This window comes from Pseudomonas peli, from assembly GCF_050563605.1.
Lineage (GTDB): Bacteria > Pseudomonadota > Gammaproteobacteria > Pseudomonadales > Pseudomonadaceae > Aquipseudomonas > Aquipseudomonas peli_A.
In genome coordinates, this window is record NZ_JBNXUH010000004.1 from 115,247 (window position 1) to 132,183 (window position 16,937).

Annotated in this window: 11 protein-coding genes; 9 read left to right on the top strand and 2 right to left on the bottom strand. The window is 62.9% G+C overall.

Annotated elements, in window-relative coordinates; all coding sequences use genetic code 11:
- Nucleotides 1-25 precede the first annotated feature (25 nt).
- The 7 genes from ACQ4LH_RS06495 (at nucleotide 26) to ACQ4LH_RS06525 (ending at nucleotide 10,313) form a co-directional block, all read left to right on the top strand.
- Nucleotides 26-4,504, top strand: coding sequence for a PAS domain S-box protein (locus tag ACQ4LH_RS06495; RefSeq protein ID WP_430696468.1), 4,479 nt, complete (start codon nucleotides 26-28; stop codon nucleotides 4,502-4,504).
- Nucleotides 4,497-4,883 carry a response regulator gene (locus ACQ4LH_RS06500; protein WP_430696469.1) on the top strand — a complete coding sequence of 129 codons (387 nt, stop codon included), beginning with the start codon at nucleotides 4,497-4,499 and terminating at the stop codon, nucleotides 4,881-4,883. The genes ACQ4LH_RS06495 and ACQ4LH_RS06500 overlap by 8 nt, the downstream gene beginning before the upstream one ends.
- Entirely contained in the window at nucleotides 4,876-6,528 is a 1,653-nt protein-coding gene (locus ACQ4LH_RS06505; RefSeq protein WP_430696470.1) for a diguanylate cyclase, read from the top strand. The genes ACQ4LH_RS06500 and ACQ4LH_RS06505 overlap by 8 nt, the downstream gene beginning before the upstream one ends.
- Nucleotides 6,529-6,536: 8 nt before the next feature.
- Nucleotides 6,537-6,998 (top strand): GNAT family N-acetyltransferase, encoded by a 462-nt coding sequence (locus tag ACQ4LH_RS06510; protein ID WP_430696471.1) that lies wholly within the window; start codon nucleotides 6,537-6,539, stop codon nucleotides 6,996-6,998.
- An 85-nt stretch (nucleotides 6,999-7,083) separates the two neighbouring features.
- Nucleotides 7,084-8,373 carry an NAD(P)/FAD-dependent oxidoreductase gene (locus ACQ4LH_RS06515; RefSeq protein ID WP_430696472.1) on the top strand — a complete coding sequence of 430 codons (1,290 nt, stop codon included), beginning with the start codon at nucleotides 7,084-7,086 and terminating at the stop codon, nucleotides 8,371-8,373.
- Nucleotides 8,374-8,384: 11 nt separating this feature from the next.
- Entirely contained in the window at nucleotides 8,385-8,942 is a 558-nt protein-coding gene (locus tag ACQ4LH_RS06520; RefSeq protein WP_430696473.1) for a helix-turn-helix domain-containing protein, read from the top strand.
- Between the two features lie 24 nt (nucleotides 8,943-8,966).
- Nucleotides 8,967-10,313 carry a glutamine synthetase family protein gene (locus tag ACQ4LH_RS06525; protein WP_430696548.1) on the top strand — a complete coding sequence of 449 codons (1,347 nt, stop codon included), beginning with the start codon at nucleotides 8,967-8,969 and terminating at the stop codon, nucleotides 10,311-10,313.
- 189 nt (nucleotides 10,314-10,502) lie between these two features.
- Here the strand turns inward: ACQ4LH_RS06525 and chrA are convergent, their stop codons facing one another.
- Complete coding sequence (chrA, locus tag ACQ4LH_RS06530; RefSeq protein ID WP_430696474.1) at nucleotides 10,503-11,846, bottom strand: chromate efflux transporter; 1,344 nt, start codon at nucleotides 11,844-11,846, stop codon at nucleotides 10,503-10,505.
- Between the two features lie 143 nt (nucleotides 11,847-11,989).
- On the opposite strand from chrA, the gene pbpG reads away from it, so the two are divergent.
- Nucleotides 11,990-12,895 (top strand): D-alanyl-D-alanine endopeptidase, encoded by a 906-nt coding sequence (gene pbpG / locus ACQ4LH_RS06535; RefSeq protein ID WP_430696475.1) that lies wholly within the window; start codon nucleotides 11,990-11,992, stop codon nucleotides 12,893-12,895.
- 57 nt (nucleotides 12,896-12,952) lie between these two features.
- Here the strand turns inward: pbpG and ACQ4LH_RS06540 are convergent, their stop codons facing one another.
- On the bottom strand, nucleotides 12,953-14,626 hold the full coding sequence (locus tag ACQ4LH_RS06540) for a putative bifunctional diguanylate cyclase/phosphodiesterase (RefSeq protein ID WP_430696476.1): 1,674 nt from the start codon (nucleotides 14,624-14,626) through the stop codon (nucleotides 12,953-12,955).
- Nucleotides 14,627-14,892: 266 nt separating this feature from the next.
- Here ACQ4LH_RS06540 and rep point away from each other — a divergent pair, with 266 nt between their 5' ends.
- Entirely contained in the window at nucleotides 14,893-16,902 is a 2,010-nt protein-coding gene (gene rep / locus ACQ4LH_RS06545; protein ID WP_430696477.1) for a DNA helicase Rep, read from the top strand.
- Nucleotides 16,903-16,937: the final 35 nt, after the last annotated feature.

Consider the following 16,937-nt stretch of genomic DNA (forward strand, 5'->3'; position numbering starts at 1 on the left):
CATAGCCGGGTGATGGAGCTGATGAATGCTTAGGCGGCTTATGCCCAGCATGATCCACTGGGTCGTCGGCCTCGGCAGCCTGGGGCTGGCGATCTTCTTTAGTGTGCTCGGCGGCTTTGCCCTGAACGAGCGGGAAACCCTGTGGAACCTGCAAATCGCCAGGCAGCATGAGCTGCAAAGCCTGACGCTGCGCAACAGCCAGCAGGAGCTGCAGCAACAGGCGCAGCTGCTGGCCGAAACCATCGCCGCCGACGCCTGGCTGGTCGAGCTGGTGCGCCAGGCTCATGCGCTGCAGAGCACTGAACCAGTCGATACGCAAAGTCTGGCCATCATCCGCAACCAGCTATACACCCGCCTCGCTCCGCGCTGGCGCAACCTGCAAGGCATTCGCCCATTCACCCTGTATATCCACCTGGCACCTAAGGCCGAGGTGTTGCTGCGGGTGCATGAACCGCAGTGGTTTGCCGACTTCCCCGCTGCGCAACGACCCATGCTGCTCGACAGCCTGCAGCAATCATCGGCGAGCGCAGGCCTGACGGTAGATGGCGAAAAGCTCAGCATGCGTGCCATCGTGCCGCTGCAGATCGACAACCTTGAGGGCCGGCTCAGCGTCGGCGCGCTGGAGGTCAGCCTCGATGTGCTGGGCAACCTGCAACAGCTGGACAGTGAGCTGCAGGCCGGGGTTGCTCTGCTGCTCAAACATCAGGCACAGGCCTCCGGTAACAGCGGCGAGACTCTCCGCACACCGGTTGCAGGTAGTGATTATTGGCACCTGGCGGGTTTCTCTCAGGTGCAGGTGCAACACTGGCAGGCACAAAACCTCCTGCCCCCGCCCGAGGCAGGTAACACCTTCAAACTGCTCGACGATCAGGGCCACACCTACCTGCTCAACCAGGTGCGCCTGAACGGCTATCAGCCCAATGCTGGCTTGGTCAGCGCCGTGGTGGCGCTGACCTGGCGCGATGTCACTGCGCTGTACAGCCTGCACCAGCGCGACAAACGCTGGTTGGTGATCAAGTGGCTGCTGGCCTGGCTCGCCGCCGAAGCGCTGCTGCTGGCCTTGCTGCAGGCCACCCGCCACAGCAGCCAAGTGGTCATGCGGCGTCACCACGCCGAGCTGCAGCACAAGCACCAGCAGACCGAGGAATCGCGACAACTGCTGGCGCTGATCACCCAGACGCAGGCGGCCTATATCAACGCAGATAACCAGCGCGAGGCCTTCGACACCCTGCTCGGGCGGATTCTTGAGGTCAGCGCCAGTCAGTTCGGCTTTGTCGGTGAAATCCGCCACGACCAAGCGGGCGCGCCCTTTCTGCGCACCTTCGCCATCAGCAATATTGCCTGGGATGCACAAAGCCGCGCCTTCTATGCCGCCCATGCACCGCAGGGCCTGGAGTTTCGCAACCTCGACACCCTGTTTGGCCAAGTAATCCGCAGCGGCCAGGTGCTGATCAGCAACGACCCAAGCAATCACCCGCAAAGCGCCGGCTTGCCGCCAGGGCACCCACCGCTGCAGGCGTTTGCCGGCCTGCCCATTCATGCCAATGGTGAGCTGCTCGGCATGCTCGGCCTGGCCAACCGCGAGGGCGGCTACAGCGAGCAATTTGCCACCCAGCTGCAACCGCTGCTGACCACCCTCGGCCAGTTGCTCGAAGCCCTGCGCCGCGACAGCCAGCGCGCGCAAACCCAGCAGCGCATGCAGCGCCAGCAAGCCGCCTTGCGCGCGCTCAACGAGATTGCCGCGCTGCCCAAGCTGAGCACCCACGAGCAGCTGCGCCAGGCCCTGCAGCTGGGGTCCGAGTTCTATGGCATGCCCATCGGCATCATCAGTCAGATCGACGCGGACGCCTACCGAGTAAGGGTTCAGGTATCGCCACCCGACACCTTGCAGGACGGCCAGTGCTTCACCCTCGGCGACACCTATTGCAGCATCACCTTGCGCAGCAACGATGTGCTGGCCATTGCCGCCATGGGCCAAAGCGAATATGCGGCTCACCCCTGCTACCCATTGTTCGCCCTGGAAAGCTATATCGGCACCAGCATCTGGGTCGCCGGCAAGCGCTTCGGCACCCTGTGTTTCGCCTCAAGCGAAGCGCGCGCTACGCCATTTGACGATGCCGACGAAGAATTCATGCGCCTGTTCGCCCGTTGGGTTGGCGCCACCCTGGAGCGCATGCGCCATGAAGAACAGACCCGCGAGGCGCGACGCTTTCTGCAGGCGGTGCTTGATTCGGCCACCGGTGTGTCCATCATCACCACCGACTGCAGCGGCCTGATCACTCTGTTCAACTCCGGCGCCGAGCGCCTGCTGGGCTACCGCAGCGCCGAAGTGATCGGCCTGCACAGCCCGGCGCTGTTCCACCTGGCCGAGGAAATACAGGCGCGTGGTCAGCAGCTGAGCCAGCAGCTCGGCACCGAAGTCAGCGGTTTTGCGGTGTTTACCCGCCTCGCCGACCAGGGCGAGCCGGAAACCCGCCAGTGGACCTACCTGCGCAATAATGGCGAGCAGCGCATCGTCAACCTCACGGTCAGCGCCATGCGCGATGCCGAGGGGGTGATCACTGGCTACTTGGGCATCGCCAGCGACATCAACGACCTGCACCAGACCACCCGCGCCCTGCAAAAGAGCGAGAGTCGCTTCCGCGGCCTGGTCAGCAGTTTGCCAGGGGCGGTGTACCGCTGCCGCAACGATGAAAGCTGGTCGATGAGCTACCTCAGTGAGGAAATCCAGGCGCTCAGTGGCTACCCGGCCAACGACTTTATCAACAACCGCGTACGCAGCTTCTCCAGCGTGGTGCACCCCGACGACTTGCCGATCACCTACCGAGCGGTAGCGGCGATTGAGCGACAGGAATCCTTCGAGCTGACCTACCGCCTGCTGCACGCCGACGGCCACAGCGTCTGGGTGCGGGAAAAGGGCCGCGGCGAATACGACAGCCACGGCGAGCTACAGTGGATTTCCGGGTTTATCTGGGACATCAGCGACCGTAAGGCCGTGGAAGACCAGCTACGCCTTAGCCAGCAGCGTTTCAGCAACGCCTTTAGCCTTGCGCCCCAGGGCATGGCCCTGGTGTCGCTGCAAGGGCAGTGGCTGGAAGTTAACGATCAACTCTGTGAAATGCTCGGCTACAACCGCGAGCAGTTGCTGTGCAGCGACTTCCAGCAGATTACCCACCCCGACGATCTGGAAGCCGACCTACATAACGTAGAGGAGCTGCTGGCTGGTGAGATCAGCTCCTACCAGATGGAGAAACGCTACCTGGATAGCCAGGGGCGGATCATCTGGGTACTGATGAGCGTGTCGCTGGTGCGTGACAGCGACGATGCGCCGGTGCATTTCGTGGTGCAGATTCAGGACTTCAACGAGCGTATCGCCGCCGAAATGGCCATCCGCGAGCGCGAGGATTATCTGCGCACCCTGCTCGACAACGTGCTCGACGCGATCATCACCATCGACCAGCAGGGTTATATCGAGACCTTCAACCACGCCGCCGAACGCATCTTCGGCTACAGCCATCTGGAGGCCTCCGGGCACCGGGTGACGCTGCTGATGCCCGAGCCGCAACGCTCGATGCGCGCGCGCTACCTCAGCTATTACCTGAAAACCGGCATCAGCCAGGTACTCGGCAAGGAAATCGAGCTGACCGCCATGCGCAGCAATGGTGAGACCTTTACCGTCGAGCTGGCCATCTCGCAGATCAGCCACCAGGGCGAACGGCGCTTTATCGCGGTTATCCGCGATATCGAAGAGCGCAAACGCATGGAGCGGATGAAGAACGAATTCGTCTCCACCGTCAGCCATGAACTGCGCACGCCGCTCACCGCGATTGCCGGCTCTCTTGGCCTGGTCAATGGCGGCGCCCTCGGCGCCGTGCCAGCGAGCATGCAGCAAATGCTGCAGATCGCCCAGGACAACAGCCAGCGCCTTAACCTGCTGATCAACGACCTGCTCGACATGGACAAACTGGTGGCCGGCAAGATGCTCTTCGAGCTGCACGATCAAGCGCTGCAACCTTTGCTGGAGCAGGCCATCGAAGAAAACCAGCCGTACGCCAGCCACTACCAGGTGCAACTGCAGCTACAAGGCCCGGCCACCCAGGCCCGCGTGCGCGTCGACAGGCTGCGCCTGGCCCAGGTGCTGGCCAACCTGCTGTCGAATGCGGCGAAGTTCTCGCCTCAGGGCCAGCGCGTCGACATCAGCCTGCGACAACAAGGCGAGCGCATTCGTGTCAGCGTGACCGACCATGGTCCCGGTGTGCCGGAAAACTTCCAGGCGCGGATTTTCAGCAAATTCTCCCAGGCCGACGCCACCGACACCCGGCAGAAAGGCGGCACCGGCCTGGGCCTGGCGATCAGCAAGGAAATCATCGAACGCATGGGCGGGCAGATCGGTTTCGACTCAAGCCCAGGCCACGGCGCGACTTTCTGGTTCGAACTGACTACCCTGCCCCTAGAGGCGACGCCCGAATCGCCCGCCAGTCCCGAGGAAAATCGGCATGCCTGAGTTGCAACGCATCTTGCACGTGGAAGACGATCCATCGATCCAGGCCGTGGCCAAGCTGGCTCTGGAAGCGGTGGGTGGCTTTCAGGTGCTCAGCTGCTCATCCGGCCAAGACGCCCTGGATCAACTGCTGGGTTTTGCCCCGGACTTTATCCTACTGGATGTGATGATGCCGGACATGGACGGCCCGCAAACCCTGGCGCACATTGCCCGGCTGATCGACATCAACCAGGTGCCGGTGGCCTTTATGACCGCCAAGGTACAACCGGCGGAAATCGCCCATTACCGCAGCCTCGGCGCCCGCGATGTAATCATCAAACCCTTCGACCCAATGCAGCTGGCCGCGCAGGTGCGCAAGATCTGGAGCCTGGCCCATGAGTAAAGGCAAGAGCGCCGCCGATGAGCTGCAGCAGCACCTGCAGCAGTTGAGCAATGCCTTCGCCCTGCGCCTGCAGGTGGAGCTGCCGGCCCTCGCGCAGAACGCCGAACGCCTGCTGCACGCCGCCGACCCGCAGGAGCAGCTGCAGTATCTGCAGAGCCTGCGCGACCAGCTGCACAAGCTGGCTGGCGCCGCCGGCACCTTCGGTTTCAGCAGCCTTGGCCAGCGCGCCCGTGAACTGGAGCAGGAAGCCGATCAGTGGCTGGAAACCCTGCAGAAGGAACAACAGAGTCTGCAGGATTTCAGCCGCAGCCTGCAGCAACTGGCGCGCCAGCAGTTCCACGCCGAACGCAGCCAGGAGCCCGCCACCCGAGCGGTCAAGCCGCCACGGCCGAACAGCAGCGCGCGGCGCATCTATATCCTCGAAGACCAGCACTCGATTGGCGAAAACATGCGCCTGACGCTGAACAACTTCGGCTACCACGCCGAACACTTCAGCCATATCGCCGACCTCGACCACGCACTGCAGCAGCAACTGCCCGATGCACTGATCGTCGACGTCAACCTGCCCGACGAAAGCCTCACCGGCCTGGAATATGCCGCTGGCCTGCAACAACGCCTGGACGAGCCGCTGCCGCTGCTGGTGATCACCACCCAGGACGATTTCGCCACCTACCTGGAAGCCGTGCGCGTCGGCGCCATGGGTTTTTTCACCAAACCGGTGGACATTCCGCAGCTGGAAAACCGTCTGGAGCGCTGCTTCGCCCAGCAACAGGGCGAGCCGTACCGGGTGCTGATCATCGATGACGACCGCGAACTGGCCAGCCGTTTCAGCCTGATTCTGCGCGGCGCCAATATGCTGGTGGAAATGCTCCACGAGCCGGCGGAAATCTTCGCCCGCATGCGCAGCTTCAACCCCGAAGTGGTGCTGCTGGACGTGAGCATGCCCGACTGCACCGGCCCGGAACTGGCGCAGATCATCCGCATGAACGACGACTGGCTGCGCGTGCCTATCGTCTACCTGTCGGCGGAAACCGATATCAACCGGCAGATGAACGCGCTGATCAAGGCCGGCGATGATTTCGTCACCAAACCGATTTCCGACAACGCCCTGGTCGCCGCCGTGTTCTCCCGCGCCCAGCGCGCGCGTCTGCTGAGCAACGCGCTGTCGCGCGACAGCCTCACCGGGCTGCTCAAACACGCCGATATCAAGGAACAGGCGGCGGTCGAACTGGAACGCGCGCTGCGTAGCGGCAAGCCGGCCAGCGTGGCGATGCTGGATATCGACTTCTTCAAGAAGGTCAACGACAGCTACGGCCACGCCGCCGGCGACAATGTGATCCGCGCCTTGGCCAACCTGCTGCGCCAACGCCTGCGGCGTATAGACAGCCTGGGCCGCTATGGCGGCGAAGAGTTCCTCGTGGTGCTACCCGACTGCCCCGCGGATCAGGCGTTGCGGATTCTCGATGAGATTCGCCAGCGCTTTGCCGAACTGCATTTTATTGCCGGCGGCCAACAGTTCTCGGTAACCCTGAGCGCCGGCATTTCCTCCACTGAAGATGCGCCAACCGGTGCTGACGACCTGCTGGATAAGGCCGATCGCGCGCTCTACGCCGCCAAGCACAACGGGCGCAACCAGGTGCGCTAAACCCGCCAATGAACCCACCCATTCATATCCGCGCGTGCAGCGCAGCGCAGTTGCCGATGGCCCTGCTGCTCGAAGCCGATCCGCACCTAGCGCATGTGCAGGCCTACCTGGCGGACAGTCACTGCTACCTCGCCGAACGTGATGGCGTGGCCGTCGGCGTCTATGTGTTGCAAGCACGCCGCCCCGGCACGCTGGAGCTGATGAATATCGCCGTCGACCCAAGCTGTCAGGCCCAGGGCATCGGCACACAACTGCTGCAACATGCCCTGCACTGTGCCAAGCAGCTGGGCGCAACACGCCTGGAAGTGGCCACCGGCAGCTTTGGCCACCAACTGACCTTCTACCAGCGCGCGGGCCTGCGGGTGTACGCCGTCGAGCCGGATTACTTCCTTAAAAACTACCCCGAGCCGCTATTCGAACAGGGTTTGCAGCATAAGGATCGTCTGCGTTTAGCCATCGATCTCGACTAGGCCAAACGTCTTCGCGCTTGGCTTTATGAAATTTGTAGCGTAGATTTTCATGAAATTATTCAAATAGAATTTCATGAGGCGCGCCATGTTCAAACAATCCGCCCAGCATATCGGCACCTACTACGCCGGCACCTACCCCGGTGCCATCCCCCTGCGCCCGCGCCTGCAGGAAGCGTTGCAATGCGATGTGCTGATTATCGGCGGTGGCTTCAGCGGCCTGCACAGCGCACTGCGCCTGGCACTCGCCGGCAAGAAGGTGGTGCTGCTGGAAGCCAGTCGCCTGGCCTGGGCCGCCTCCGGACGTAACGGTGGTCAGGCGCTGCCGGGTTGGTCCTGCGACATGCCGCCGTTCGAGAAGGCCCTTGGCCTGGAACGCGCCCGTCGCCTGTGGGACAGCATGGTCTGGGCCGCCGAGGAAATGCGCGAGCTGCCCGAGCGGCACAACTTCGATATCGATTACCGCACCGGCGCGATCTACACCGCCGTGCTGCCGCGCCGTGTGCGCCAGTTGCAGGACAGCCTGGAAGAAGCCGAGCAGAAATACGGCTATACGCAGCTGAGCTTTATCCCCAAGGAAGAATTGCCGCAGTGGATCGCCAGCCCACGCTACCTGGCCGCCCTGCATGACAGCGGCGCTGCGCACCTCAACCCGCTGAAACTGGCCCAAGGCCTGGCCGATGCCATCGAGAAGGCTGGCGGAAAAATCTTCGAGCAGAGCAAGGCGCTCGAATACCACGAAACCGCCGAAGGCTATGTGGCACGCACCGACCACGGCGAGGTGCGCAGCGAGGTGCTGGTACTGGCCTGCAATGCCTATATCGACAAGCTCGATGCGCAACTGTCGAAGCGCCTGCTGCCGGTCGGTTCCTACCAGGTCGCCACTGCGCCACTGGACCCGGAGCTGGCGCGCTCGCTGTTCCCGCGTGGCACCTGCGCCATCGACAACCAGTTTGTACCGGACTACTTCCGCGTCACCCCGGATAATCGCCTACTGTTCGGCGGTGGCTGCACCTACCTGGGCGGCATCCCGGCGGACGTGCCGACGGCCACCCGGCCCTATCTGGAGCGGGTGTTCCCGCAGCTGCGCGGGGTGCAGATCGACTACGGCTGGGGCGGGCATATCGACTGCACCATGCACCGCACCCCGGACGTCGGCCGCAGTGGGCAGAAGTACTGGCTACAAGGCTTCTCCGGCCACGGCATCCTGCCGACCCTGGCCGCCGCTCGCGCGGTCAGCGATGCGATCCTCGGTGACGCTGACCTGCTTGAGCTGTACCAGGGCCTGAGCAATCCACGCTTCCCTGGCGGCGATCTGCTGGCGGCGCCGATCGAGGCCGTGGGCAAAGCCTGGTATCGCCTGCGCGATGTAATTTAAGGAAGTTGACCATGGATATGCAGGAAGAAGTCGAAGGTCTGGCGATCCTGATCCGCGACCTGCGTAAGCACAAGAACCTCACCCTCGGTGAGCTGGCCGCTCGCATCGACCGTTCGGTGGGCTTTCTCTCCCAGGTCGAGCGCGGCCTGTCGCGCCCAACCGTGGCCGACCTCACCGCGATCAGCGAAACCCTCGGCGTGCCGACCACCTACTTCTACAGCCTGAGCAAACCGCGCGACGTGTCCTGGGTCACCCGCCCCGGCGAGCGCCGCACGCTGTATTACGCCGGCGGCATCACCGACGTGCTGGCCTCGCCAACCATGGCCGGCGGCTTCTCCATGCTCGAAAGCCGTTTGGATCCTGGCGCCAGCAGCGGCGACGGACATTTGAACGACAGCTCCGAACAGGGCGGCTTTGTTCTCGAAGGCGAGCTGACGATCTGGTATGGCGACGCCGCCGAGCCGGTCACCCTCGGCCCGAACGACAGCTTCCAATTACCGCCGCACGCGCAATTTCGCTACGCCAACCTTTCCGATTCCACCACACGAGTGCTCTGGGTCTTCACCTGACCCGCGCAGATAGCCGCCATGACAATAACAACAGCATTCCCCGACCTGCTCAGCGAAGTCCGCGCCTTCCGCAGCGCCCACCCCGAGGTGCGCTATGTCGACCTGATCAGCCTGGACATCCCCGGGCATTTCTACGGCAAGCGCTACCCCATCGACATGCTCGAGAAGGTCGCTGCAGGCAGCCCGCTGAAAATCCCGCAGAACTGCGTGCTGCTTGGCGTGCAGGGCGGTCTGCACCCGATTGGCGACTACTGCTTCAACGACGGCGACCCGGACGCACCGCGCCGGCTGATCCCCGGCACGCTCAAGCCAGTGCGCTGGGAAAGCCAGCCGCTGGGGCAGATGCTGATCAGTTCCGACGGCACCGCCGCACCCATCGAATTCGAACCACGTGAAGTACTCGCTCGCGTGCTCAAGCGCCTGGCCGCACGCGGTATCCGTCCGGTGGTGGCGTTCGAGCTGGAGTTCTACCTGTTTGATCGCAAGCTGCAGGACGGCCTGCCGCAGTTCCCCCGCGACCCGCTGTGCGACGATGCCGATGACCAGCCGAATATGCATATCGAACGCCTGTCGCGCTTTGCCGATGTGCTGCACGAGATCGTCGACGCCGCCAATGAGCAGGGCGTGGACGCCAACGTGATTACCGCCGAACTCGGCCCTGGCCAGTTCGAGATCAACTTCGGCCATTGCGACGACGGCCTGCGCGCCGCCGACTGGGCCGCTTTGTTCTGCCGCAGCACCCGTGGCGTGGCACTCAAGCACGGCCAGCGCGCCAGCTTTATGAGCAAGCCCTACCTGCATGCGCCGGGCAGCGGCATGCATGTGCACGTCAGCCTGTATGACGCCGCCGGCAACAACCTGCTCGACGGCGACAACCAGCGCCCGCTGCGCCACGCCGTGGCCGGCTGCCTGGAACTACTGCCGCACTGCATGCCGATCTTCGCCGCCAACCACAACGCCTTCCGCCGCTACGGCGCCATGGTCAACGCCGCCAGCCGCGCCAGCTGGGGCTTCGAGGACCGCGATGCGTGCATTCGCATCCCCGAATCAGACGGCAAGAACCTGCGTATCGAACACCGCCTGGCCGGCGCCGACGCCAACCCCTATCTGGTGCTGGCCGCCATCCTCACCGGTATGGAGCACGGCCTAGATGCCGGTAAAGAGCCGATTGCCCCGCTCAACGAAAACCGCCAGAGCGGCATCGACTTCCCTCAGGACATGCTCGGCGCGGTCAGTGCCATGCGCGATCACCCAGTGGTCAACCAGGGCCTGGGCAGTGAGTTCGTGATGGTCTATTGCGAGAACAAGCGCCAGGACCACCTGGCCTTTATGCAGGAAGTGAGTGCGCGGGAATACCGCTGGTTTATGTAACAGGTCGTTGAAAACTACCTACGTTGGCAATACTGCGTTAAAAACAGGCTCGGAATGCTCATTTACAGCTCGTAAACTCCGCTTCCTCGCCTGTTTTTGCCTTGTATTGCCGGCCTCGCCTACGTTTTCAACAACCTGTAAACCGTAACTGCGCCGCGCGCCCATTGCCTCGGCAGCGGGCGCGCGACTTCAACGCAATAGATACACCGCCAGCCCGGCCAGTGCCGACACCAGCAGCACCTCCATCACCCCACGCTTGAAACGCAGCAACGCCAGCGCCGCCGCCACGGCAAGCAGCGCAGACGGCCAGTCGAAAGTCCCGGCGAAGCCTTGCGGCCAAAGCACGTGATAGGCAAAGAACAGCGCCAGATTAAGGATCACTCCGACCACTGCGGCAGTAATCGCAGTCAGGGGTGCAGTGAACTTCAGCTCGCCATGGGTCGATTCCACCAGCGGCCCACCCGCGAGAATAAATAGAAAGGACGGCAGAAAGGTAAACCAGGTGACCAGCGCCGCCGCCACTGCGCCGCTGACAAAGGCCGAATCGCCACCGAACACCGGCTGCAGATAAGCCCCGACAAAGGCCACGAACGCCACCACCATGATCAGCGGCCCCGGCGTGGTTTCGCCCAGGGCCAGGCCATCTATCATCTGCGTCGGGGTCAGCCAGCCGTAATGGCCGATCGCGCCCTGGTAGACATACGGCAGCACCGCATAGGCGCCGCCAAAGGTCAGCAGCGCTGCCTTGGTAAAGAACCAGGCCATCTGCGTCAGCGTGCCATCCCAGCCATACAGCCAGGTCAGCAGGCCCATCGGCAGCAACCAAAGCAGCGCTCCCACCACCAGCAACAGCAGCAGGCGTGATGCGCGAAAACGCGTATGTACTAGCGACGGGCTATCATCGTCGATCAACGCCGGGCCGTAGCTCACATCCGCCGCTGCATGCCCGCCCCCCAGGCTGAACTGCTGCGGCAGCAGGCGGCCGCCCAGATAACCAAGCAGGGCTGCGCCAATCACGATCAACGGAAACGGCAGGTTGAAGGCAAAGATGGCGACAAAAGACGCCCCGGCAATGCCCCACAGCCAGTTGTTCTTCAGCGCCCGTGAGCCGATGCGCCAGGCCGCCTGCATCACAATGGCGGTAACCGCCGGTTTGATCCCGTAGAAGATCCCCGCCACCAGCGGCACATCACCGAAGGCGATATACAGCCAGGACAGGCCGATCAGGATAAACAGCGACGGCAGCACGAACAGCACCCCGGCAATCACCCCGCCCCAGGTGCGGTGCAGTAACCAGCCAATATAGGTGGCCAGCTGCTGCGCCTCTGGCCCCGGCAGCAGCATGCAGTAGTTCAGCGCATGCAGAAAACGCCGCTCGGACAGCCAGCGGCGCTTCTCCACCAACTCCTGATGCATGATCGCGATCTGCCCAGCCGGCCCGCCAAAGCTGATCAGGCCCAGTTTCAGCCAGAACCAGAAGGCTTCGCGCAGGCTGACGGCGGGCGGCGCAGGCTGTACAGAGGATTCGGACATGCGGGCAACTCACGGCAATAAAAACGGTCGCACTATAGCGCGAGCGCATGACGATTTAAGCCGGCATGGCTCAAGCCCCGGCACGGATTTCCGTATACTTGGCAGCGCTGCGCCCTCCTTCCAACCTGCCCGTGAAGCTCTCTGTGAAAATCCGCCACTCGATAGTAAGCCTGCTGCTGATCTGCAGCTGCGTTGTAGTTGCATCGAACATCCAGGCCGCCCCCGCCAAACAACAGGACCTGGCCGCCGGCAGCGCCCTGCTGGTCGATCTGCAGACCAATCAGGTGCTCTACGAGCGCAACGCCGACAGCGTGGTGCCGATTGCTTCGGTAACCAAGCTGATGACCGCCATGGTCACCCTCGACGCCAAGCTGCCGCTGGATCAGCAGCTGCCGATCATGATTCGCGACACCCATGACATGCGCGGCGTGTTCTCCCGCGTGCGCGTGGGCAGCGAACTGAGCCGCCGCGACATGCTGTTGCTGGCCCTGATGGCCTCGGAAAACCGCGCTGCCGCTAGCCTGGCGCACCACTATCCGGGCGGCCACTCGGCCTTTGTCGCGGCGATGAATGCCAAGGCCCGCGCCCTGGGCATGAAGAATTCGCGCTTTGTCGAGCCCACCGGCCTGTCGGAGCACAACGTCTCCAGCGCCCGCGACCTGGTGCTGATGCTTAAGGCCGCGCGCCAGTACCCGCTGATCAGCCAGTTCAGCACCACCTCGGAAAAGACCCAGGCATTCCGCAAACCCAACTACACCCTGGGCTTTCGCAACACCAACAACCTGGTGCGCAAGCCCGGCTGGAGCGTGCAGCTGAGCAAAACCGGCTACACCGGCGAAGCCGGCCGCTGCCTGGTGATGAATACCGTGATGAATAACCGCCCGGTGGCCTTCGTGGTGCTGGATGCCTTTGGCAAATACACCCACATGGCCGACGCCAACCGCCTCAAGCGCTGGCTGGAAACCGGCAAGGTCACTGCCGTGCCGCCAGCGGCCATCAGCTACCGCCAGCAGAAACTGGCGCAGCGCCAGGCCAAAGCCGCGCAGTAAGCCCTTAAAACAAAAAGGCCCGCAGTAAGTGCGGGCCTTTTTCCATCAGCGAGTAGCTCAGCTGTTGCTCAGACCAAGCAAGGGCTGACGCATGCCAAACACCAGAAAGCGCGCCAGCTCGGGGAGCGGCAAAGCCTTGCTGATCAGGTAGCCCTGCACCTGATCGCAGCCGTATTGGCGCAGCAGCGCCAGTTGTTCGGCGTTCTCTACGCCCTCGCCCACCACCTGCAGATTGAGGTTGTGCGCCAGGTTGATCATCGCCCGCACCAGTTGACGGTTCTCCGCGCGCTCGCCCATGCCGCCGACAAAGCTCTTGTCGATCTTCAGCAGGGTGATCGGCAGGTTATTCAGGTGGACGAAGGAAGAGAAACCGGTGCCAAAGTCGTCCAGCGAGAAGCGCACACCGAGACGACCGAGGGCCAGCATGGTCTGCTGCACCTGATCACTGCGGCGCATCACCGCGGTTTCGGTCAGCTCGAACTCCAACCACTGCGCGTCCACGCCGCGCTCTTCGATCAAGCGGCTAAGGGTTGGCAACAGCTGGCTATCCTGAAACTGACGGAACGACAGGTTGATCGCCATATGCAGTGCCGGCAGACCGCGCCCGCGCAGCCACTGCATATCGCGTAGCGCGCGGCTGATCACCCAGTAGCCGAGTGGCACGATCAGCCCGCTTTCCTCGGCCAGCGGTACAAATTCGTTTGGGGCCAGCAGACCATGTTCGCTATGACGCCAGCGCACCAGCGCCTCCAGTCCGACGATGCGCCCGGTCTGCAGGCATAAACGCGGCTGGTAATGCAGCTCCAGCTCGTCACGGCGCAGGGCGCGGCGCAGTTCGCTTTCCAGGTCAGCCTGGTTGCGTGCGCTGCGGTTAATCCGCTCGTCATAGATATGAAAGGTGCAGCCCTGCTGGCTTTTGGCCTGTTGCATGGCGATATGCGCATGCCACATCAGCGGGTCGGCGCTGCCCTCGGCGCGGGAATGGGCCAGGCCCAGGCTGCAACCGATCAGCAGGCTTTCGCCGTCAATCCAGTAAGGCTCGCCGAGGGCTTCGGTAATCTGTGCGGCCAGACGCTCGGCGCGCTGCGGATCGCGGCGGCTGTCGAGCAACAAGGCAAATTCATCGCTGCCCAGCCGGGCAACTTGGTCGCCTGCCTGCAGCTGTGCCTTGATCCGCGCCACCACCTGCAGAATCAGGCTGTCGCCGCCCTGATAACCAAGGGCATCGTTGGCGTGACGGAAGTTGTCCAGGTCGAGATGGCCGAGGGTCAGGCCACGGCCTTCATATTCAGCCAAGCGCGCGGCGAGCAGGGTCTGAAAGCCCTGGCGATTGGCAATCCCGGTCAGCGCGTCCTGCTCGGCCAGGCGGTGCAAGGTGTCATTGAGGTTGCCGCGTTCGCGCACATAGCGCAGGCAGCGGCGCAGCACCTCGGTGCTGAGCTGGTTGCGCACCAGCCAGTCACACACGCCCTCGGGCTCGGCTTCAGGCTCGGCATCCAGCAGCAGGACAATCGGTAGGGAACAGCGCCCGGAGGCAGGCAGGTATTTGGCGGTGGTCAGGAGCAGGGCGTTGCTGGGTTTATCGAACAGCGCGCTGGCCGCCTCCCAGGAGGGCGCGGTAATCAGCGCATAGCCACTGCCGAGCGCACTCAGGCGTTCACGCAGCAGCTGCGCCCAGCCCGGCGTTTCCGCCAGCAGGAGCAAGCGTAATGGTTCGACGAACGCGGACAAACAACTTCCCCCACAGCACAAATAAAGAGCATTGAAACCGCTCGGATGCGTCGTAATCGACGTCTAATCACGCACATCCTTGTGTCAGTGGCGCGCGCCCTGCGGCATGGCAAGGACCCGAAAGTGGCACCAGAGTACTGGATTAGGAAAATTAACCAAGCCTGGCGGTTTGCCATTATGTGCGCTACGACACACTTCCAGATGGTCACGGCAGAAACCGCCAGGCCTGTTAAAATGCGCGCCCATTCCGCCTGACGATTGACTCCATGTCCCGACTGAACCCCCGGCAGCAGGAAGCCGTGAACTATGTCGGCGGCCCACTTTTGGTGCTCGCCGGCGCAGGCTCCGGCAAGACCAGCGTGATCACCCGCAAGATCGCCCACCTGGTGCAGAACTGCGGCATCCAGGCCCGCCATATCGTCGCCATGACCTTTACCAACAAGGCCGCGCGCGAGATGAAGGAACGTGTCGGCACCCTGCTCAAGGGCCCCGAAGCCCGCGGCCTGACGGTGTCGACCTTCCACAACCTGGGCATGAACATCATCCGCAAGGAATACGCGGCGCTGGGCTACAAGCCGGGTTTCTCGATCTTCGACGAGGGCGATATCAAGGCGCTGCTGTCGGACATCATGCAGAAGGAATACTCCGGCGATGACGGCGCCGACGAGATCAAGAACTACATAGGCAGCTGGAAGAACGAGCTGATCCTGCCCGAGCAGGCCCTGGCCGAGTCGCGCAACCCCAAGGAGCAGACCGCCGCCATCGTCTACCTGCACTACCAGCGCACGCTCAAGGCGTACAACGCGGTGGACTTCGACGACCTGATCCTGATGCCGGTGAAGCTGTTCCAGGAGCATCCGGACATCCTGGAAAAATGGCAGAACCGCATCCGCTACCTGCTGGTGGACGAATACCAGGACACCAACGCCAGCCAATACCTGCTGGTGAAGCTCTTGGTGGGCATGCGCAACCAGTTCACCGTGGTCGGCGACGATGACCAGTCGATCTACGCCTGGCGCGGCGCGCGCCCGGAAAACCTGATGCTGCTGAAAGAAGATTACCCCTCGCTGAAGGTGGTGATGCTAGAGCAGAACTACCGCTCCACCAGCCGCATCCTCAAGTGCGCCAACATCCTCATCGCCAACAACCCGCATGCCTTCGAGAAACAGCTGTGGAGCGAGATGGGCATGGGCGACGAGATCCGCGTGATCCGCTGCAAGAACGAAGACGCCGAATGCGAGCGGGTGGCCCTGGAGATTCTCACCGAGCATCTGCGCACCGAGCGCCCCTATAGCGACTACGCCATCCTCTATCGCGGCAACTACCAGGCCAAGCTGATGGAGCTGAAGTTGCAGCACCATCAGATTCCCTATCGCCTGTCCGGCGGCACCAGCTTCTTCGCCCGCCAGGAGGTGAAGGACCTGATGAGTTACTTCCGCCTGCTGGTCAACCCGGATGACGACAACGCCTTTCTGCGGGTGATCAACGTGCCGCGCCGCGAGATCGGCTCGACCACCCTGGAAAAGCTCGGCAACTACGCCACCAGCCGCAAGATCAGCATGTACGCCGCCGCCGGCGAAATCGGCCTGGGCGAACAGCTGGACGCGCGCTATACCGAACGCCTGGCGCGTTTTACCAAGTGGATGGACCGGGTGCGCCAGGAATGCGCGCAGAACGACCCGATTGCGGCGATCCGCAGCATGGTCATGGACATCGACTACGAGAACTGGCTGCGGCAGAACGCCTCCAACGACAAGATCGCCGACGCGCGCATGGGCAACGTCTGGTTCCTCGTTGAAGCGCTGAAGAACACCCTGGAGCGCGACGAAGACGGCGAGATGACCATCGAGGATGCCATCGGCAAACTGGTGCTGCGCGACATGCTCGAACGCCAGCAGGAGGAAGAAGACGGCGCCGAAGGCGTGCAGATGATGACCCTGCACGCGTCCAAGGGACTGGAGTATCCGTCGGTGTATATCCTCGGCGTGGAGGAGGAAATTCTCCCCCACCGCTCCAGCATCGAGGCCGATACTGTTGAAGAAGAACGGCGTCTGGCCTACGTCGGCATCACCCGGGCCAAGCGCAACCTGACCATGACCTTCGCCGCCAAGCGCAAGCAGTACGGTGAAATCATCGACTGCTCGCCGAGCCGTTTTCTCGATGAACTGCCGCCCGAGGATCTAGTCTGGGAAGGCCTGGAAGACGCACCACCCGAGGTCAAGGCTGCCACCGGCAACTCGGCACTGGCCAATATGCGCGCCATGCTCAAAAAATAGCCGGGAGCTATTTTTAACGCTGCTTGCGACGGCCC